At 74.3% G+C, this 19,388-nt stretch carries 15 protein-coding genes; 9 read left to right on the top strand and 6 right to left on the bottom strand.

Going from position 1 to position 19,388, the window contains the following annotated elements; all coding sequences use genetic code 11:
• Window positions 1-95 precede the first annotated feature (95 nt).
• Window positions 96-1,508 (bottom strand): DNA repair protein RadA, encoded by a 1,413-nt coding sequence (radA, locus tag CG747_RS28635; RefSeq protein WP_100604744.1) that lies wholly within the window; start codon window positions 1,506-1,508, stop codon window positions 96-98.
• A gap of 231 nt (window positions 1,509-1,739) precedes the next feature.
• Here radA and CG747_RS28630 point away from each other — a divergent pair, with 231 nt between their 5' ends.
• Window positions 1,740-3,488: an RNA polymerase sigma factor gene (locus tag CG747_RS28630; RefSeq protein WP_100604743.1), complete on the top strand. Its 1,749-nt coding sequence runs from the start codon at window positions 1,740-1,742 to the stop codon at window positions 3,486-3,488.
• Window positions 3,489-3,512: 24 nt separating this feature from the next.
• Here the strand turns inward: CG747_RS28630 and CG747_RS28625 are convergent, their stop codons facing one another.
• A complete protein-coding gene (locus CG747_RS28625; protein WP_100604742.1) occupies window positions 3,513-4,379 on the bottom strand; it encodes a hypothetical protein in 867 nt (288 codons plus the stop codon).
• Window positions 4,380-4,436: 57 nt separating this feature from the next.
• Here CG747_RS28625 and CG747_RS28620 point away from each other — a divergent pair, with 57 nt between their 5' ends.
• From CG747_RS28620 to ilvD, 3 genes are all read left to right on the top strand, one after another.
• Entirely contained in the window at window positions 4,437-5,387 is a 951-nt protein-coding gene (locus CG747_RS28620; RefSeq protein WP_100604741.1) for a Ppx/GppA phosphatase family protein, read from the top strand.
• Between the two features lie 255 nt (window positions 5,388-5,642).
• Window positions 5,643-6,467: a sugar phosphate isomerase/epimerase family protein gene (locus CG747_RS28615; RefSeq protein WP_374701828.1), complete on the top strand. Its 825-nt coding sequence runs from the start codon at window positions 5,643-5,645 to the stop codon at window positions 6,465-6,467.
• Window positions 6,468-6,696: 229 nt separating this feature from the next.
• A complete protein-coding gene (ilvD, locus tag CG747_RS28610; protein ID WP_100604918.1) occupies window positions 6,697-8,547 on the top strand; it encodes a dihydroxy-acid dehydratase in 1,851 nt (616 codons plus the stop codon).
• Window positions 8,548-8,750: 203 nt separating this feature from the next.
• Here the strand turns inward: ilvD and CG747_RS28605 are convergent, their stop codons facing one another.
• Window positions 8,751-11,057 (bottom strand): PQQ-binding-like beta-propeller repeat protein, encoded by a 2,307-nt coding sequence (locus tag CG747_RS28605; RefSeq protein ID WP_100604739.1) that lies wholly within the window; start codon window positions 11,055-11,057, stop codon window positions 8,751-8,753.
• A 255-nt stretch (window positions 11,058-11,312) separates the two neighbouring features.
• Between CG747_RS28605 and CG747_RS28600 the strand changes: the two genes are divergently transcribed.
• Together CG747_RS28600 and CG747_RS28595 are read left to right on the top strand one after the other, a co-directional pair.
• Window positions 11,313-11,675 (top strand): SH3 domain-containing protein, encoded by a 363-nt coding sequence (locus CG747_RS28600; protein ID WP_100604738.1) that lies wholly within the window; start codon window positions 11,313-11,315, stop codon window positions 11,673-11,675.
• A 56-nt stretch (window positions 11,676-11,731) separates the two neighbouring features.
• Window positions 11,732-12,301: a hypothetical protein gene (locus tag CG747_RS28595; RefSeq protein ID WP_100604737.1), complete on the top strand. Its 570-nt coding sequence runs from the start codon at window positions 11,732-11,734 to the stop codon at window positions 12,299-12,301.
• A gap of 54 nt (window positions 12,302-12,355) precedes the next feature.
• Here the strand turns inward: CG747_RS28595 and CG747_RS28590 are convergent, their stop codons facing one another.
• Complete coding sequence (locus tag CG747_RS28590) at window positions 12,356-13,357, bottom strand: hypothetical protein (protein WP_100604736.1); 1,002 nt, start codon at window positions 13,355-13,357, stop codon at window positions 12,356-12,358.
• A 159-nt stretch (window positions 13,358-13,516) separates the two neighbouring features.
• Between CG747_RS28590 and CG747_RS28585 the strand changes: the two genes are divergently transcribed.
• Window positions 13,517-14,302, top strand: coding sequence for a class I SAM-dependent methyltransferase (locus CG747_RS28585; RefSeq protein ID WP_100604735.1), 786 nt, complete (start codon window positions 13,517-13,519; stop codon window positions 14,300-14,302).
• A 118-nt stretch (window positions 14,303-14,420) separates the two neighbouring features.
• Window positions 14,421-15,386 (top strand): RNA polymerase sigma factor SigJ, encoded by a 966-nt coding sequence (gene sigJ, locus CG747_RS28580; RefSeq protein WP_100604734.1) that lies wholly within the window; start codon window positions 14,421-14,423, stop codon window positions 15,384-15,386.
• A gap of 36 nt (window positions 15,387-15,422) precedes the next feature.
• Here the strand turns inward: sigJ and CG747_RS28575 are convergent, their stop codons facing one another.
• Complete coding sequence (locus CG747_RS28575) at window positions 15,423-16,841, bottom strand: M1 family metallopeptidase (RefSeq protein ID WP_100604733.1); 1,419 nt, start codon at window positions 16,839-16,841, stop codon at window positions 15,423-15,425.
• Between the two features lie 239 nt (window positions 16,842-17,080).
• Here CG747_RS28575 and proC point away from each other — a divergent pair, with 239 nt between their 5' ends.
• Window positions 17,081-17,893 carry a pyrroline-5-carboxylate reductase gene (proC, locus tag CG747_RS28570; protein ID WP_100604732.1) on the top strand — a complete coding sequence of 271 codons (813 nt, stop codon included), beginning with the start codon at window positions 17,081-17,083 and terminating at the stop codon, window positions 17,891-17,893.
• Window positions 17,894-18,066: 173 nt separating this feature from the next.
• Here the strand turns inward: proC and trpS are convergent, their stop codons facing one another.
• A complete protein-coding gene (trpS, locus tag CG747_RS28565) occupies window positions 18,067-19,104 on the bottom strand; it encodes a tryptophan--tRNA ligase (protein ID WP_100604731.1) in 1,038 nt (345 codons plus the stop codon).
• Between the last annotated feature and the right edge of the window lie 284 nt (window positions 19,105-19,388).

Here is a 19,388-nt window from a genome sequence, read left to right as displayed (position 1 = left end):
CCCGGCCGGTGCCGCGGTGCGTATCAGAGGAGGGTATCCGGGAGCTACGCAGCCTGGCGGTGGGACGGCGGTGACGGGCGAGACCGGGGCAAAGTCTACCGGCGCGCCTCCTCCTCCCGCGGGGCCTCCCGGCGGACCCGCTTGGGCAGCACGGAGAGGGCCTCGCCGACGTCGGCGACCTCCAGGACCCGCATCCCGTCGGGGATCTTGCCGGGGTCGGCGGGGACCAGGGCGTGCGTGAAGCCGAGCCGGGCGGCCTCCGACAGGCGGCGCTGGACGCCGGTGACCCGCCGGACCTCGCCGGCCAGCCCGACCTCGCCGATGGCGACGAGGTTCTTGGGCAGCGGGGTGTCGCTGGCGGCGCTGGCCAGGGCGAGGGCGACCGCGAGGTCGGCGGCCGGCTCGGTGAGCTTCACGCCGCCGACCGTGGCGCTGTAGATGTCGCGCTTGCCGAGGGCGCTGATCCGGCCGCGCTGCTCCAGGACGGCGAGCATCATCGAGACCCGGGAGGTCTCCAGGCCGGAGGTGGTGCGCCGGGGGGAGGGGATCTGGGAGTCGACGGTCAGCGCCTGGACCTCGGCGACCAGGGGGCGGCGGCCCTCCAGGGTGACCGTCAGGCACGTCCCGGGCACCGGCTCGGCGCGGCGGGTCAGGAACAGGCCGGAGGGGTCGGCGAGGCCGGTGATGCCCTCGTCGTGCAGCTCGAAGCAGCCGACCTCGTCGGTGGTGCCGTAGCGGTTCTTCACGCCGCGGACCAGGCGGAGCCGGGCGTGCCGGTCGCCCTCGAACTGGAGGACCACGTCGACCAGGTGCTCCAGCAGGCGGGGGCCGGCGATGGCGCCGTCCTTGGTGACGTGGCCGACCAGGAGCGTGGACATGCCGCGCTCCTTCGAGGCCCGGATCAGCGCGCCGGCGACCTCGCGGACCTGGGCCATGCCGCCGGGGGCGCCGTCGATCTCGGGGGAGGCGACGGTCTGCACGGAGTCCAGGACCAGCAGCGAGGGCTTGACGCTGTCCAGATGGCCGAGGACGGCGGACAGGTCGGTCTCGGCGGCCAGATAGAGGTCCTCGTCGAGGGCGCCGATGCGGTCGGCGCGCAGCCGGACCTGGCTGGCGGACTCCTCACCGGTCACGTAGAGGGTGCGGTGCTCGGCGGAGGCGGCCTTGGCGGCGACGTCCAGGAGGAGGGTGGACTTGCCGACGCCGGGCTCGCCGGCCAGCAGCACCACCGCGCCGGGGACCAGCCCGCCGCCCAGGACGCGGTCCAGCTCCGGCACGCCGGTGGTGCGGGCGGTGGCCTGCCTGCCGTCGACCTGGCCGATGGGCAGCGCGGCGGTGGTGACCCGGCCGGGCGCGGTGGTGCGCACCGCGGGGGTGCCGCCGAACTCCTCGACCGTGCCCCACGCCTGGCACTCCGGGCAGCGGCCGAGCCACTTGGCCGTGGTCCAGCCGCACTCCGTGCAGCGGTACGAGGGGCGCTCCTTGGCCGACGTTTTACGAGTTGCCATGACGCCACCGTAGCGGCGGGGTGTGACAGCCGGGCCTCCCGCGGGGGGCCCGACGGGGCGGCGGGACCTCCGCGGCGGCAGTTGCGCCGACCGGGTGGCGTACGCCGCGCGCAAACGCCGGGCATCTAGCGGATTTGTGTCCCCTTTTGAGGGAGATGGTCACCCGTAAGGGTTAAAAGTGACCCTGCTGCACAGGAGCGGCTGCATCATCCGCCTACCGTCGCCGGGGTGATGAGCAGCAGGCCCGAGCACCCTAGGCACACCACCGGCGCACTCCGGTCGCGCACCGCCGCGCCGCGTGGGCACCGGCCGCAGACCGACGGGCGGCCCGCCCGCCCCGACCACCAGGACCGCTACGAGCCCCATCTGGACGGGTTGTTCACCTACTCCCTGTCCGTGCTGTGCGAGCACGATGCGGCGGCCGTGGTCCTGGGCGAGACCCTCGCGCTCGCCGAGCGCCAGCACGGCCGCCGCCCCGGCGACCCCGACCTCTTCCGCCCCTGGCTCTACGCCCTGGTCCGCTGGGCGTGCCTGCGCCGGCTCGCCGAGCAGGCCGCCCCGGACGCCGTCGCCCCGCCCGACCCCGGGCGGACCCCGGCCCGGCAGCGCGAACTGGCCGCGCTGGCCTGGCCGGAGGCGGCCGGCACCACTCCCGAGCAGCGCGAGGTGCTGGAGCTGTCGGTGCGCCACCGGCTCGCGCCGGAGGAGATCGCCGCGGTGACCGGCGCCGAGCCGGCCGCCACCCGTACGCTGCTGGCCGTCGCGTCCTGCGAGGTGGAGCGGACCCGGGCGGCCCTGGCGGTGGTCGAGTTCGGGCGATGTCCGGACGTCGCCCGGCTGGCCGGGGACAGCCAGATGCTGCTGGGCGCGGCGCTCCGCCGGGAACTGGTCCGGCACGTCGACGACTGCGCCGAGTGCCGGCGGACCGCCGAGCGGGCCACCGCCGTCGGCCCGTGGCCGGGCACCGCACCGGCCGACCAGGGCACGCTGCCGCTGGTCACCGCGGACCGGGCGGCGGTGTGCGCGGCGTTTGCGGCGGCCCGGACGTCCCGGTCGGGGCGGGCTGCGGGGATGCCGGGGGCCACTCCCGCGCCGGCCGGCCGGAGCGGTGGAGCAAACGGTTCTCCACGCTATGACCGCAGCGGATTCCCGGTCGCCCCCACCGACCGGTCCGCGCGCCGCCGGCGGCGGCGCCACCGGGTGCTGACCACCACCGTCGTGGCGACCGTGCTGGTGGCCCCGGTGCTCGCCCTGTGGGCGGCGTACCGCAACGCCCCGGAGACCGGCGAGGCCGACGTCCTGCCGATGGTGGCGGCCCACGAGGCCGAGGGGGCGCTGACCGGTGACCGGCTCGACGGCCGCCCGTACGAGAACGCGGGCAACGCCCGGCCGACGTCCCCCCGCCCCGACACCCCGATCGGTGACGGAACGTCGGACGTCTCGGTCGCGGTGCAGGGCCCGCAGGACGGTCCGACGCCGCCCGGCGGCCGGGAGCAGAAGGGGCCGGGCCGGCTGACGGTCGACGCGCGGCCGGCCGAGGACACCACCGTCATCACGATCCGCGCCTCCGGCGGCACGCCGGTGCGCTGGCGGGCGTCGACCGGCGCGCCCTGGCTCCAGATGAGCCACACCGCGGGCGAGCTGCAACCAGGCCAGACCGCGCGGATCACGGTCTACGTGGACCACGACCGGGAACCCGAGGGCCGCTGGCGGTCCAAGATCGCCATCGAGCCCGGCGGCACCGTCGTCGCCCTGAAGGGGCACGGTGCGGCCGCGCCCGCCCCGGGGCCCGGCGCCCCGTCGTCCCACAGCCCGAGCCCGGCGCCCCCGCATCCGTCGCCGCGCCCGACCCGGCCCGCCCCGACGCATCCGGCGCCGTCCCCGACGCCCACTTCCACCGGCCCCACCGGGAGCCCGGCGCCGACCACGGAGCCCACCCCGCCGCCGACGCCGTCGCACACCACCCGCCCGCCGCACTGAGCCGCCGGGCGGGGCCACCGCCGGCTACTTCGTGCCGGCGGCCGGCGGCTTCGGGTCGGCCGGGTGCGGCGCCAGCGGCAGCAGCGACGCCAGCCGCTGCTCGCACAGCTCGGCGAGCTTGGCGTAGCCGGCCTTGCCCATCAGCTCGGTCAGCTCGGGCTTGTACGTGACGTAGACCGGGTCGCCGGCGCCGTGCGCGGAGGTCGCGGAGGTGCACCACCAGTGCAGGTCGTGACCGCCGGAGCCCCAGCCGCGGCGGTCGTACTCGCCGATGGTGACCTGGAGGATCTGGGTGTCGTCCGGCCGGTCGACCCAGTCGTAGGTGCGCCGGACCGGCAGCTGCCAGCAGACGTCCGGCTTGGTCTCCAGCGGCTCGCGGCCCTCGCGCAGCGCGAGGATGTGCAGCGAGCAGCCGGCGCCGCCCTCGAAGCCGGGGCGGTTCTGGAAGATGCAGGAGCCCTGCCAGCGGCGGGTCTGCCGCTCGCCGTCCTCGTCCTCCTCGATCCACCCGGTGTTGGTGCCGACGTCGTGGAACTGCCACACGTCGGGGGTGAGCCGCTCCACATGCTCGGCGACCCGCTCCTCGTCCTCCTCGTCGGAGAAGTGCGCGCCGAGCGTGCAGCAGCCGTCGTCGGCGCGGCCGGCCTGGATGCCCTGGCAGCCGCTGCCGAAGATGCACGTCCAACGGGAGGTCAGCCAGGTCAGGTCGCAGCGGAAGAGCTGCTCGTCGTCGCCGGGGTCGGGGAAGGTGACCCAGGCGCGGGCGAAGTCGAGGCCGACCTCGTCGGCCGTGGCCCCGTCGCCGGACTGCGCGGCCGCGGCGGCCTTGGCGCGCCGCTTTTCTTCCTTCTTCAGGGCTTTTTCGTGCTTCGCCTGTTTCGTCTTTGCCACGGGTCCAGCGTACGGCCGGCACCGAGTGTCTCCCGTCGCGGCAGTAGGTTTCCACGTATGAGACTCGGTGTCCTCGATGTGGGTTCGAATACCGTCCACCTTCTGGTGATGGACGCACACCCCGGCGCGCGCCCCCTGCCCGCCTACTCGCACAAGGCGGAACTGCGCCTGGCCGAACTCCTCGACGAAGGCGGCGCCATAAGCGAGGCCGGTGTCCACCGCCTCGTCGCCACCATCCAGGAAGCGATGCAGGTCGCCGAGGACAAGGGCGTCGAGGACGTGGTCCCGTTCGCCACCTCCGCGATCCGCGAGGCCACCAACGGCGAGGAGGTGCTGCGCCACCTCACCGAGGAGACCGGGGTCACCCTCCAGGTGCTCTCCGGCGAGGACGAGGCGCGGCTGACGTTCCTCGCCGCCCGCCGCTGGCTGGGCTGGTCGGCCGGCCGGCTGCTGGTCCTGGACATCGGCGGCGGCTCGCTGGAGATCGCCTACGGCCTGGACGAGGACCCGGACGTGGGGGTCTCCCTGCCGTACGGCGCGGGCCGGCTGACCGGCAGCGGGCTGCGGACCGACCCGCCGGCCCCGGAGGACGTCCGGGCGCTGCGCCGCCAGGTGCGCGCCGGGATCGCCCGCGTGGTGAGCGACTTCGCCCGCTACGGCACCCCCGACCAGATCGTCGGGACCTCCAAGACCTTCAAGGCGCTGGCCCGGATCGCGGGCGCGGCGCGCTCCGCCGAGGGGCTGTACGTCCAGCGCGAGCTGGACCGCAAGAAGCTGGAGGAGTGGGTGCCGCGGCTGGCCCAGATGAGCGCCCGGGAGCGGGCCGCGCTGCCCGGTGTGTCCGAGGGGCGCTCGCGGCAGCTGCTGGCCGGGGCGCTGGTGGCCGAGGCGGCGATGGACCTGTTCGGGGTGGAGACCCTGGAGATCTGCCCGTGGGCGCTGCGCGAGGGCGTCATCCTGCGGCGGCTGGACCACCTGCCGGTACGGGAGGGCGGCGGCACCGCGTAGGCCCTGTCGCGGGGCGGGTCGCGGCACCGCGCAGGCCCCGCCGCGGGGCGGGCCGCGGCCGGCGCTCGGAGCGCGGCCCCGGGGCCCGCTCCGCGGCCCGTTCCCGGAATGCGGTGGAGATCACACCGCGCCGCCGGGAACGGCCGCACCCCACAGGTCCTGCCGGTCCTCCCTCGTCACAGCCGCCCCATCGGGCGGCCGCGGCGGCCCCGACCTCCTGCCCCGTGCGGTGCCCCGGCCCGTACGCTGTCCTTCGTGACAGAGCCAGTGGTGCGCATCCCCGATGCGAAGGTCGCGCTGTCCACGGCTTCGGTGTATCCGGAGTCGACGGCGACGGCCTTCGAGATCGCCGCGCGCCTGGGCTACGACGGCGTCGAGGTCATGGTGTGGACCGATCCGGTCAGCCAGGACATAGAGGCACTGCGCAGGCTCTCCGACTACCACGGCGTGCCGGTGCTGGCCATCCACGCGCCCTGCCTCCTGATCACCCAGCGGGTCTGGTCCACCGACCCGTGGGTCAAGCTCCAGCGCGCCCGCACCGCGGCCGAGAAGCTGGGCGCCTCCACGGTCGTGGTCCACCCGCCGTTCCGCTGGCAGCGCGGCTACGCCCGGGACTTCGTCCGCGGCATCTGGCGGATGGAGAGCGAGACCGACGTCCGGTTCGCGGTGGAGAACATGTACCCCTGGCGCTACCGCGACCGCGAGATGCTCGCCTACGCCCCCGACTGGGACCCCACCAACGACGACTACCGGCACTTCACCGTCGACCTCTCGCACACCGCCACCGCCCGCCACGACGCCATGGCGATGGTCGAGCGGATGGGCGACCGCCTCGCCCACATCCACCTCGCCGACGGCAACGGCTCCGCCAAGGACGAGCACCTGGTGCCGGGCCGCGGCAGCCAGCCCTGCGGCGAACTGCTGGAGCGGCTGGCCGCCACCGGCTTCGACGGACACGTGGTCGTCGAGGTCAACACCCGCCGGGCGATGTCCGCCGCCGAACGCGAGGCCGACCTGGCCGAGGCACTGGCCTTCACCCGCCTCCACCTGGCGTCCCCGACCTGGGTCCCCGGCAAGTAGCCGACCCGGTCCCGACGCGGTACCCGACCCGGTAGCCGCCTCGATCCCCGCGGCACCCCGGCGCCGCACCGCTCCCCGCCCGTCCGCACTCCGGTCATCCATCTCACATACCGGAGACAGTGTCCGGATCTTGGATCAAGAGCGTAATCTCGGGATCAGCTGCTGTATGGCCCGCCGTACCGCCGTACGGCGTCGCGCCGTACGTCCGTTTCCCGAGGGAGTGACCATCGTGCCCGAGCTGAGGTCCCGCACCGTTACCCATGGCCGCAACATGGCGGGCGCCCGCGCCCTTATGCGGGCCTCGGGCGTAGCGAGCGAGGACATCGGCAAGCCGATCGTCGCGGTCGCCAACTCCTTCACCGAGTTCGTGCCCGGCCACACCCACCTCGCCCCGGTCGGCCGGATCGTCTCCGACGCCATCCGCGCCGCGGGCGCCGTCCCCCGCGAGTTCAACACCATCGCCGTCGACGACGGCATCGCGATGGGCCACGGCGGCATGCTGTACTCCCTCCCGTCCCGCGACCTGATCGCGGACTCGGTCGAGTACATGGTCGAGGCGCACTGCGCCGACGCGCTGATCTGCATCTCCAACTGCGACAAGATCACCCCCGGCATGCTGATGGCCGCGCTGCGCCTCAACATCCCGGTGGTCTTCGTCTCCGGCGGCCCGATGGAGGCCGGTCAGGCCACCCTCGTCGACGGCACCGTCCGCAAGCTCGACCTGATCGACGCGATGGTGGACGCCTCCAACGAGAACGTCTCCGACGCGGACGTGCTGCGGATCGAGGAGAACGCCTGCCCGACCTGCGGCTCCTGTTCCGGCATGTTCACCGCCAACTCCATGAACTGCCTGACCGAAGCCATCGGCCTCTCCCTCCCCGGCAACGGCACGGTCCTCGCCACCCACACCGCCCGCCGCGCCCTCTACGAGGACGCCGGCCGCACGGTCGTCGAGATCACCAAGCGCTACTACGAGGACGGCGACGAGTCCGTCCTGCCGCGCAACATCGCCACCCGCGCCGCCTTCGAGAACGCCATGGCCCTCGACATCGCCATGGGCGGCTCGACCAACACGATCCTGCACCTGCTGGCCGCCGCCCAGGAAGCCGACCTCGACTACGACCTCAAGGACATCGACGAGGTCTCCCGCCGCGTCCCCTGCCTCGCCAAGGTCGCCCCGAACGTCGCCCCCGGCGGCACGTACTACATGGAGGACGTGCACCGCGCCGGCGGCATCCCCGCCATCCTCGGCGAGCTGTACCGCGGCGGCATGCTCAACGAGGACGTGCACTCGGTCCACTCCGCGACCCTTGCCGAGTGGCTCAAGACCTGGGACGTGCGCGGCGGTTCGCCGTCCGCCGAGGCCGTCGAGCTGTGGCACGCCGCCCCCGGCTGCAAGCGCTCGGCCACCGCGTTCTCCCAGTCCGAGCGCTGGGACACCCTGGACGTGGACGCCGAGGGCGGCTGCATCCACTCCGTCGAGCACGCCTACTCCAAGGACGGCGGCCTGGCCGTCCTCAAGGGCAACCTGGCCGTCGACGGCTGCGTGGTGAAGACCGCCGGCGTCGACGAGTCCATCTGGACCTTCGAGGGCCCGGCCGTGGTCTGCGAGTCCCAGGACGAAGCGGTCGACAAGATCCTGAACAAGCAGATCAAGGAAGGCGACGTCGTCGTCATCCGCTACGAGGGCCCCAAGGGCGGCCCCGGCATGCAGGAAATGCTCTACCCGACGTCGTTCCTGAAGGGCCGCGGCCTGGGCAAGGCGTGCGCCCTGGTCACCGACGGCCGCTTCTCCGGCGGCACCTCGGGCCTCTCGATCGGCCACGCCTCCCCCGAGGCGGCCTCCGGCGGCATCATCGCCCTCGTCGAGGACGGCGACCGCATCCGCATCGACATCCCCAGCCGCGCGATCGAACTCCTGGTGAGCGACGACGAGTTGGCCGCCCGCCGGGAGGCCCTGGGCGGCGTCTACGCCCCGAAGCAGCGGGAGCGGAAGGTCTCGGCCGCGCTGCGCGCCTACGCCGCGATGGCGACCAGCGCGGACAAGGGCGCCGTGCGCGACGTGAGCAAGCTGGGCTGACCCCCGGCCGACAGGCAACTGGCCGCCCCCGCGCTCGCGTCGGGGGCGGCCAGTGCGTTGTGCCGCGTTGTGCCGCGTTGTGCCGCGTTGTGCCGCGTTGTGCCGCGTTGTGTCGCGTTGCCTTGTGTCGCGTTGCGCGAGCGGGCGTCAGGCGCCGGGCAGCTGTGCGTTCTCGACGGCGGCGCGTCCGGGGCGCGGCGCCCTCACCACCGGCCGGGGTCGGTGGTCGCCACGCCGAAGACCGTGCCGTCGGGGGAGGCGGCGTAGATGCGGCCGTGGGCGGTGTCCAGGGTGGGGGCGGGGACGGCCTGGAGGAAGCCGTTGTGGCGGGTGGCGGCCAGCCGGGGCGGGGTCTGGCCGAGGAGGGCGCCGGTGGTGGTGTCGACGGCGATGAGGCGGCCGTCGGCGGCGGTGAAGTAGAGGCGGTTGCCGCTGGCGACGGGGGCCGAGCCGCGGCTGACCGAGGTCTCGGTGTCCCAGGTGCGGGCGCCGACGGCCTGGAGGGCGCCGCCCTCGGCGAGGAGGTAGGCGGTTTCGCCCTGGACGGTGGCGGCCACCCCGGGCAGCGGCGCGGCCAGCGGGAACTTCCGGGTCCGGTGGGTGGCCGGGTCGTAGCGGAGTACGGCGGAGACGAAGCCGTCGTAGGTGGGTTCGCCGACGGTGAGGAAGAGGGCGCCGGAGCTGGTGGGACCGGCCAGGTTCAGGGTGCCGGGGAGCTGCTGGGACCAGTGGACCGAGCCGTCGGACGGGTCGATGGCGGTGAGTCGGGTGGCGGGGGCGGGGCCGGCGGTGAGGGTTTCGGCGGCGTAGGCGGTGCGCGGGTCGCCGTAGGCGGTGAAGCGGGGGAGGCGGTGGCCGGGGAAGCGCTTGCGCCACCGTTCTCGGTGCGTGGTGGTGTCCAGGGCGGTGACCGTGCCGTCGGCGGCGGTGAGGAGGATGCGGTCGGCGAGCACGGCGGCGCCGCCCTCGTAGCCGGAGACGTCCAGGCTCCAGCGGAGGGCGCCATTGCCGTGCGGTGACGGGTCGAGGGCCTGCAAGCGCCTGCCGTCGGCGGTGAAGACGTAGAGGAGGCCGCCGGAGAGGACGGGGGCGGTGGGGGAGACGGCCTCGCGGCCCGCGGGGGCGCCCGTGTGGCGCCATGCCACCTTGCCGGTGTCGGAGGTGAGGCGGGCGGCCGGGAGACCGGACTGGCCGCAGAACACGGCGTCGGCCCCGGCCGTGCAGTACGGCATCTCGGCGTCGTGACCGGCGGGGCGCTCGATGATCGTGGTGCGCCAGGGGTGGAAGGCGACGCGCGGGGTGCGCGGGGCGTGGGTCTGGAGGGCCGGGGCGTCGGAGTCCGCGGTGAGCGCCCAGGTGCCGCCGACGGCACCGGCGGCCACGGCGAGGGCCGCGGCCGCCCAGAGGAGACGGCGGCGTCGAGGGGCGGGGGCGGTTCCGGGGGCGTCCTCGGGAGCGGACGGCGGGGCCGGCGGGTCGGCGGCCGCGCGGGACAGCTCCGGGGAGCGGGGCACGTCCGGAGTACGGGACACATCCGGAGTGCGGGCGCGGACATGGGTGGTCTCGGCGCGCGGCGGCGCGGGCTCGGCGCGGACCGGCTGCCGCTGGGCGGGTATCCGGGCGCCGGGGACGGTCTCCGGCAGCGCCTCGCCGCGGGCCGGACCCGTGGCGGGCAGCGTCATCGGCACGTCCGTGCACAGCAGTTGCCGCAGCCGGTCCGGCGTCGGGCGGTCCGCCGGGTCCTTGGCCAGGCAGCTCTCGATGAGCGGCGCGAGCTCGTCCGGCACGCCCGACAGGTCCGCCTCGTCGTGCACCACCTGGTACGCGACGAGGTAGGGGCTCTCGGAGTCGAACGGGCCGCGGCCGGTGGCGGCGTGCACCAGCACCGACCCCAGGGCGAAGACGTCCGCCGCCGGGCCGACCTCGCGCGGCCGCTGGAACTGCTCGGGGGCCATGAACGGCGGGGTGCCGATCAGCTTCCCGGTCTCGGTGCGCATCTCGCTGTCGGACGGCCGGGAGATGCCGAAGTCGATGACCTTCGGGCCGTCGGCGGCGAGCAGCACGTTGCTGGGCTTGAGGTCGCGGTGCACCACACCGGCCCGGTGGATGTCGCGCAGCGCCTCGGCCAGGCCCGCGCCGAGCCGGCGCACCTCGGCGGGGGTCAGCGGGCCGTTCCGCTTCACATGCTCGGAAAGGGTCGGACCGGCGATGTGGAGGGTCGCCATCCAGGGCCGCTCGGCGTTCGGATCGGCATCGACGACGGGGGCCGTGAAGGCGCCGCTGACCCGCCGGGCGGCGGCCACCTCCTGCCGGAACCGCCCCCGGAACTCCGGGTCCTGGGCGAATTCGGCGTGGATGACCTTGACCGCGAGCACCAGTCCGGAGGAGGACCGGGCCAGATGGACCACGCCCATTCCCCCGGAGCCCAGCCGCGCTTCCAAGCGGTACTGCCCGGCGTACTCCGGACGCTCCGCTTCCGGACCGAGCCCGGAATCGCGCAGCGGCGGCATCGTTCCACCCCCGTGTCTTCCCCGTGTCTTCCCCGTGCGAGGCGCCCTGCCATTCGCTCACAGGTGCGACGCGCGGAGCCTAGTCCATGGCACGTCCGGGACGGGTGAGGCTTGCTAGCGTGCGCGTCGTGGGCGTCGAACGCACGCCCGGAATGCGCACCGCCCGACAACGGCGGGCAACCGTCCGGCACGTCCAGCAGCACGCCCAGTACATCCAGTACATCCAGTACATCCAGTAAACGGGGGGACACGGAAATGACCACGCAGGACTTTCAGGGGAGCGCCGGGCCGGAGCAGGAGGCGAGCGGGGCGGCGGACGCGATGACCGACGCGGCACCGGCGGCCCTCGGCGCGGCGCTCGCCGGCCGGACGGCCTACCCCGTCGCGCCCGGCTACCGCGTCAACGTCCGCCAGGGCCCCGGCACCAACACCCCGCTGGTCCGCCAGCTCCCGGCGGGCGCCCAGGTCCAGATCCGCTGCCAGACGCGCGGCCAGTGGGTGGTCGGCCCCTACGGCACCTCCAACCTCTGGGACAACATCGCGCCCGGCGAGTACGTCTCCGACTCCTACGTCCACACGGGCAGCAGCGGCATGGTCGCGCCCAGCTGCATGAGCTGACCCGTGCGGCCCCACTGCACGGCACGGCCGGCGGGCCCCCGGGGATAATCGACGCCATGAGCGACGCGCAGCGAACGGCGGCACCGGGCGGCCCGGAGCCGGAGGAGATCCGGTTCTTCGGCACCAGCTGGGTCGGGCACGACGGCGGCTACGCGCTGCGCCGGGCCGGTGTCGCGGTGGGCTCACTGGTGCTCGCCGCGGCCGGCGCGCTGGTCATGCGGTTCGCCGTCCAGGGGCTGGAGATCGCCTCGGTCGGCTCGCTGGTCAACGTCCTGGTGGTGGCCGGCTTCGCGATCTGCAGCGCGCTGGCCTTCCGCCGCACCTGGGACGGCTTCGTACGCCGCCCGGGCCCGGCCGCCGACAGCGGCGCCGAGCGGTCGATGCAGAGCCTGATGCTCATCGGCTTCATCGGCTCGCTGCTCGCCTACTTCTGCCGCAGCCTGATCGAGGCGCCCGGGGAGACGCTCCACCGCGCCGAGTACGAGGCGGCGCTCGACCGCCACACCCGCCGCCGGGAATCCCGGGCCGGGAACCCGGCGGCGCGCACGGCGAAGCCGAAGGTGAACGGGAAGGTGAACGGGTCGGGGCCGGGAACAGGGCCAGGGCCGGGGAAGAAGCGCCGCTAGGCGGTTGCCCGGTCCACCGCGTCCCGCCGTCTGGTCGGTTCCGGTCGGTCCCGGTCAGTCCCGGTCGGCGTCCCGGTCGGCGTCCTGGCCGGTGGCGCGGCCGATGTCCCGGCCGGCGGCATACCGTTCGGCCATCGCCCGGAACACCTCCCGCGGCTCCCAGTGCGCCTCCGCGTCGGTCATCCGCACCACGCCGTACGAGGAGAGGTCCGCGTCCGGGGTCACCCTGCCGAAGCCGGCGAAGGTGAACCACAGCGCGGTGTCCACCCCCTCCGCCTCGAAGGCGTCGAGGAGTTCGGTGAAGTACCGCACCTGCTCGCCCTCGTCCGGCACCGCGCCGGCCGGCGGCTGCCAGGCCATGCCGCCCAGGTCGCCCGCGCCCTTGTAGGGGCAGGTGCCGAACTCGGTCACCGCGACCGGCTTGCCGTGCGCGGCGTGCCCGCGCAGCTCCTCCCGGAAGGTGTCGGCGTTGTACGCGGCCCGGTAGGCGTCCACCCCGACCAGGTCGAACGGCGTCCAGTCGATCGCCTCCCAGGGCCCGGCCGCGTAGGTGACCCGGCCCCCGAAGTGGGTCCGGACGACCGCGGCCACCTCGGCGAGGAAGGCGTTCAGCCGCTCCGTCACCGGGCCGAGCGCCATCCACCAGTCCAGGTCGGCGGTGGCCATCGCCGAGAGCCGGTCGCCGTAGCCCTCCCCGGGGATGAAGCCCTTGCAGAACGCGCTGAGCTCGCACCCGGCGACGAAGACCACCTCGGCCCCGGACCGCCGGACCTCCTCCGCCCGCCGCGCGCACTCCGCGAAGAACGGCAGTAGCTCTTCGGGCGTGAGGTCGACGGGGAACGGCGCGAACCACACCTCCAGTCCGGCCTCCACCGCGCACCGCGCCGCGGTGCTCAGCCGCTCGGGCCGCCCACCGGAGATCCGCACCGCGTCGCAGTGCAGCTCCCGGGCGATCACGCCCATGTCCCGGCGGACCACCGGCTCGCTGAAGTCCTTGCGCGAGATCCCGTCACCGGGCAGGAATCCGGTGTCGTAGTTGATGCCGCGTGCGCGCATGGCGTCCTCTCTTCCCCCGTCGTCCGGCCGCGGCCCTGGTCGGGGCGGTTCCGGCCGTGCGGTCGGCTCCGTGCCGGCCGCCGGGCCATTCTTGCGGTCGCCGAGGCTTTCTTCAGGAGAAGGCCGCGGCTTCGGCGGGCCCGGGGAAGGATGCCTGCCATGACGTCACCGCAGCCACCGGACCACACCACCCTCGCGCGGGCCTTCGACGCGGTCGCCGCCCAGTACGCGGCCGCCCGGCCCGGCTATCCGCCGGCGCTGTTCGACGCCGTCGAGGAGCTGGCCGGGCGGCCGCTGGCCGGGGCGCGGGTGCTGGACGTCGGCGCCGGCACCGGCATCGCCAGCGGGCTGCTGCGGGCGCGCGGCGCGCGGGTCACGGCCGTGGAGCCGGGCGCGGCGATGGCCGCCCAACTCCGCGCCGCACACCCCGGCATCCCGCTCGTCCGGGCCGACGGCGACGCCCTGCCGTTCGCCGACCGGGCCGCCTTCGACCTCGTCGGCTACGCGCAGGCGTGGCACTGGACCGACCCGGCCCGCTCGGTCCCCGAGGCGCTGCGGGTGCTGCGGCCGGGCGGCGCGCTGGCGCTCTGGTGGAACGTGCCCGACCCGGACACCCCGTGGGCCGCCGCCCAAGAGGCCCGGCTCGCCGGCAGGCTGCCCGGCTACCACGCCCACAGCGTCGCGCCGGAGGCCGCCGACCTGATCCGCGGCCTGGGACTGGGCCTGCGCCCGGAGAGCCGGGTGCTCCGCTGGACCCGCACCGTGCCGCTCGCCACCCACCTCGCGATGCTCGGCAGCCGCTCGTACTTCGCCGCCCTCGGCCCGGCCGCCGCCGCCCCCGTCCTCGCGGACGAACGCGCCGCCCTCCTGGAGGTCTTCCCGGACGGCCAGGTCGAGGAGGCGTACGCCCTCGACCTCACGGTCGCCCGCCGCCCCGCCCCCTGAGGCCCCGTCACCCCGCCCCGTACCCCGCCCCGTCACGTTCCACCCCGTAGCGTCGTCCCCGTCCCGGTGACCGCCGGTGCACGAGCCGCGGCCGGGACCAGGGAGGCGGGAGCAGACGATGGCGGAGCGGGGAGACGGGGCGGCGGCCGGGCCGGTCCGGGCCGAACGGCTGGCGCAGTTCGAGGAGTTGCGGGGCCGGCTGTGGGGCGTGGCGTACCGGATCATGGGGACGGTCAGCGACGCCGACGACGCGGTGCAGGAGACCTGGCTGCGCTGGCAGGCACTCCCCGACGAGCCGCCGGTGGAGAGCCCGCGCGCCTTCCTCACCACCGTGGTCAGCCGGATCTGCTACGACCTGCTGGGGTCGGCCCGGGCCCGGCGCGAGATGTACGTGGGGCCGTGGCTGCCGGAGCCGGTGCTCGACGCGGCCACCGGCGGGCCCGTCGGCGCCGCCCGCTCCGGCGTCCCGGACGGCCCCGAGGACCGGGTGACCCTCGACGAGTCGGTGGGCATGGCGCTGCTCACCGTCCTGGAGCGGCTCACCCCGGCCGAACGCACCGCGTTCGTCCTCCACGACGTCTTCGCGGTGCCGTTCCCGGAGATCGCGGAGGCGGTCGGCCGCACCCCGGAATCGGTGCGGCAGCTGGCCTCGCGCGCCCGGCGCCGGGTCCGGGCCGAGGCGCCGCGCCGGACCGTCGACCGGGTCGAGCACCGGCGCACCGTCGAGGCGTTCCTGGCGGCCGTCACGGGCGGGGACTTCGAGGCGCTGCTGACGGTGCTCGACCCCGAGGTGGTGTGGCGTTCGGACGGCGGCGGGAAGGTTTCCGCGGCCCGCCGGCCGGTACTGGGCCGGGACAAGGTCGCCCGCTACGTCTGGGGCCTGGTCACCCGCAAGTTCACCCCGGCGACGATGCGGCTGGCGGTCCGGGACGTCAACGGCGCCCTGGGGTTGGTCTTCGCCGACGCGTCGGGGGAGTACCCGGACGGGGTCTTCGCCTTCACGGTGCACGACGGGCTGATCACCGGAGTGGACGCGGTGATCAATCCGGACAAGCTCGGGCACCTGGACTTCGCGGACCTGTGAACGCCGCGAGCCCGGCGGGCGCCCGTCCCGCCGGGCTCAGGCGGCGTCGTACTCCCAGTCCGGCTGCCCCTCGCCGTAGAGCCAGTCGTCGAACAGGTCGGTCAGGTCCTCGTCCGTGCGGTCCTGGCAGAAGGAGATGAAGTCCTCGGTGTCGGCGTTGGCGTGCCGGTGCTCGGCGGGCCACTCCTTGAGGATCGCGAAGAACGTCTTGTCGCCGACCGCGTTCCGCAGCTGCTGGAGCACCATCGCACCGCGCTCGTAGACCGGCGTCCCGGTCACGTCCGCGGCGGTCGCCGGCTCGCCGGGCGGGAAGTCCCAGCGCGCGTCGTCCTCGTCCCCGTCGTAGAGCGCGTCGAACTGCTCCTGCGGGGTCCGGCCGCCCTCGCGCTCCTCCCACAGCCACTCGGCGTACGTCGCGAAGCCCTCGTTGAGCCAGGTGTCCTGCCAGCTCTTCGGCGTCACCGAGTCGCCGAACCACTGGTGGGCGGTCTCGTGCACCACCGTCGCGGTGTCCGGCGCCCCGGCGTAGACCGGCTTGGTCTGGGTCTCCAGCGCCCCCCAGTCGACCCGGTCCGGCGTGTGGTCCACGATCGCGCCGGCCGACGAGAACGGGTACGGGCCGAACAGCTCGGCCCCCCACGCCAGGATCTCCGGCAGCCGCGACAACGGCTTCCGGCTGGCCGCGGCCTCCCGCGGGTCCACCGCGACGTAGACCGGCAGGCCCTGCGGCGTACGGGACTCCTGCACGTCGAACGTCCCGATCGTCGCGGTCGCCAGGTAACTGGCCATCGGCTCCGCGCTGTGCCACTCGTAGGTGGTCCGCCCGCCGGCGGTCCGCTTCGACTTCAGCTCCCCGTTGGCGACCGCGGTGTAGCGCTGCGGCACGGTGATCCGGAAGTCGTAGCTCGCCTTGTCGCTGGGGTGGTTGTTGCCGGGGAACCACGTCATCGACCCGGCCGGCTGCCCGGCGACGAACGCGCCGTCGGCGGTCTTGACCCAGCCCTCCACGGCCCCGTCCGCGTCCCGCATCTCCTGCGGCGTCCCGCGGTAGCTGACGGTCGTCCGGAACGTGTCGCCCTTGTCTATTCCGGCCGCCGGCCGGACCACCAGCTTGTGCCCCTTCCGGCTGAACTCCGCGTCCCGGCCCTCGACCCGCACGCCGGTCACCGTCATCCCCTGCAGGTCGAGCTGGAAGGACCGCAGGTCCGCACCGGCCTCGGCGGTGATCGCGGCGGTGCCGTCCAGCCGCCGCCCGGCCACGTCGTAGTCGAGGTCGAGCCCGTAGTGGCTGACGCGGTAGCCGCCGTTGCCGAGCGCCGGGAAGAGCGGGTCGCCCAGCCCACCGCCGCCCGCGGCCCCCTTGACGGCCGTACCCCCGGACGTACAGGAGGACAGCAGCAGGGCGACGGACAGCGCGGCGACGGCACCGCATCTACGGACGGGACGGCGTGGCACGGCACTCCTCGGGCCGGGGACGGACGGCGAACGCAAGTTCCCCGACCATACGGGTATTTCTGCCGCTTCGACCGTCCCGTTCCGGTGCCGACCGCGCTGCACCGGACTGCCCCGCACCCCGCACCGGCCCCGGAACGCCCGCCCCCCTGCTGCCCGCTCCGTGGACACCCCGGCGCACCGCCGCCCACCGGTGCGAGGATGGCACCGACCCGACCACGCACCACCGGCGAGGTGAACGCATGACCCAGAAGGTCGCCGTACTCGGCACCGGAAAAATCGGCGAGGCCCTGCTCAGCGGCATGATCCGCGGCGGCTGGGCGCCCTCCGACCTGCTGGTCACCGCCCGCCGCCCGGAGCGCGCCGAACAGCTCCGCACCCGCTACGGCGTCGAAGCGGTCAGCAACGCCGAGGCCGCCAAGGCCGCCGACACCCTGATCCTCACCGTCAAGCCCCAGGACATGGGCACCCTGCTCACCGAGCTGGCCCCGCACGTCCCCGCAGACCGCCTGGTGATCAGCGGCGCCGCCGGCATCCCGACCTCCTACTTCGAGGAGCGGCTGGCCCCCGACACCCCGGTCGTCCGGGTCATGACGAACACCCCGGCCCTCGTCGACGAGGCGATGTCCGTCATCTCCGCCGGCACCCACGCCAGCGCCGCGCACCTCACCCTCACCGAGGAGATCTTCTCCACGGTCGGCAAGACCCTGCGCGTCCCGGAGTCCCAGCAGGACGCCGCCACCGCCCTCTCCGGCTCCGGCCCGGCCTACTTCTACTTCCTCGTCGAGGCGATGACCGACGCCGGCATCCTGCTCGGGCTGCCCCGCGACAAGGCCCACGACCTGATCGTCCAGGCCGCCATCGGCGCCGCGGTGATGCTCCGCGACAGCGGCGAACACCCCGTCAAGCTCCGCGAGAACGTCACCTCCCCCGCGGGCACCACCATCAACGCCATCCGCGAACTGGAGAACCACGGCGTCCGCGCCGCCCTGATCGCCGCCCTGGAAGCCGCCCGCGACCGCAGCCGCGAACTGGCCACCGGCAACAGCAACTGACCCCGCACCCGCGCACCTCCAAGCGCACGCGCACACCCACGCACACCCACGCGCACACCCACGCGCACGCGCACACCACACGCCGGGAATAACCACCCCGCCCCACCCCGTTGTGGATCCCGTAGGGGGCCCTCCCACCCCCTACGGGATCTGTTCCCCTGGCCCCTACGGGCCTACGGGCCTACGGGCAACAACCCCACCGCCTCATACGCCGCATCCACCCGCGGCCTGGCCATCGCCCGCGCCCGCTCCGCCCCGGCCCGCAGCACGCCGTCGACGTAACCCGGATCGGCGGCCAGCTCCGCGTGCCGCTCCCGCACCGGCCGCAACAGCTCCACCACGGCCTCCGCGGCGTCCCGCTTCAGCGCCCCGTACGACCCGTACCCCGCCGCCAGCCCGGCCGGATCGGCATCCTCCCGGCACGACGCCAGCACCTCCAGCAGATTCGCGACCCCCGGCCGCTCGTCCCGGTCGTAGACCACGTCCGTCCCACCGTCCGTCACGGCCCGCATGACCTTCCGCCGCACCACGTCCGGCTCGTCCAGCAGATGGACCACCCCGGCGCCGCCGTTCCGCCCGGCCGACCCCTTGCCCATCTTCGACCGGGGATCCTGAAAGTCCATCACCCGAGCCGCCACCGTCGGAAGCGTCGCCCGCGGCACCACGAACACCCGCCCGTACCGCCGGTTGAACCGCACCGCCAGATCCCGGGTCAGCTCCACATGCTGCGCCTGGTCCTCACCCACGGGCACCTCCTGCGTCCCGTACGCCAGGATGTCCGCCGCCATCAGCGCCGGATACGTCAGCAACGACAGCCGCACCCCGGCCGCCTCCTGCCGCGCGGCCTTCTCCTTGTACTGCACCATCCGCTGCATCTCGCCGACGCCGGCGGTGCACTCCATCAGATACGCCAGCCGCGCATGCTCATCCACATGGCTCTGCACGAACACCGTGCACCGCTCCGGATCCAGCCCCGCCGCCAACAACAAGGTCGCCGCCTGCCGACTGAGCCTGCGCACCCGCGCCGGATCGTGCTCCACGGTCAGCGAGTGCAGATCCACCACGCAGAACAGCGCATCGGTCCGGTGCTGGTCCTCCACGACCCACCGCCGTACCGCCCCGAGATAGTTCCCCAGCGTCAGGTGCCCCGTCGGCTGCACCCCGCTGAACGCCCGCGTCGCGGTCTCCGCCGTTCCGACCTTCTCGTTCATCCGTCCCTCACTCTCACCGGGACCGCCGCCTGCACCGGCCGGTGACGAAGAGGAAACGCGAACGGCCGCCGAAGCGGCGGCCGTGGTCATGCATGCGCTGCTGATGCGGCCGCCGTCAGGCGGGCCACCACAGCTGTACGAGCACATGCGCGGTCATGCCCCTCAAAGTACCCGCCGGGCCCGTCCCCCGCACGGGTTTGAAGCACCCCATCCGCTCGTGTAGTGTTCTCCGAGTTGTCACGGAGCCGACAGGCTTCTGACAGCCATCCCGCCGCTTCGCGGCA

The sequence above is a fragment of the Streptomyces sp. CB02959 genome (assembly GCF_002803155.1).
Taxonomy (GTDB): domain Bacteria; phylum Actinomycetota; class Actinomycetes; order Streptomycetales; family Streptomycetaceae; genus Streptomyces.
The sequence above is the reverse complement of the archived record's forward strand: the minus strand, read 5'-3'. Positions and strand labels throughout refer to the sequence as shown.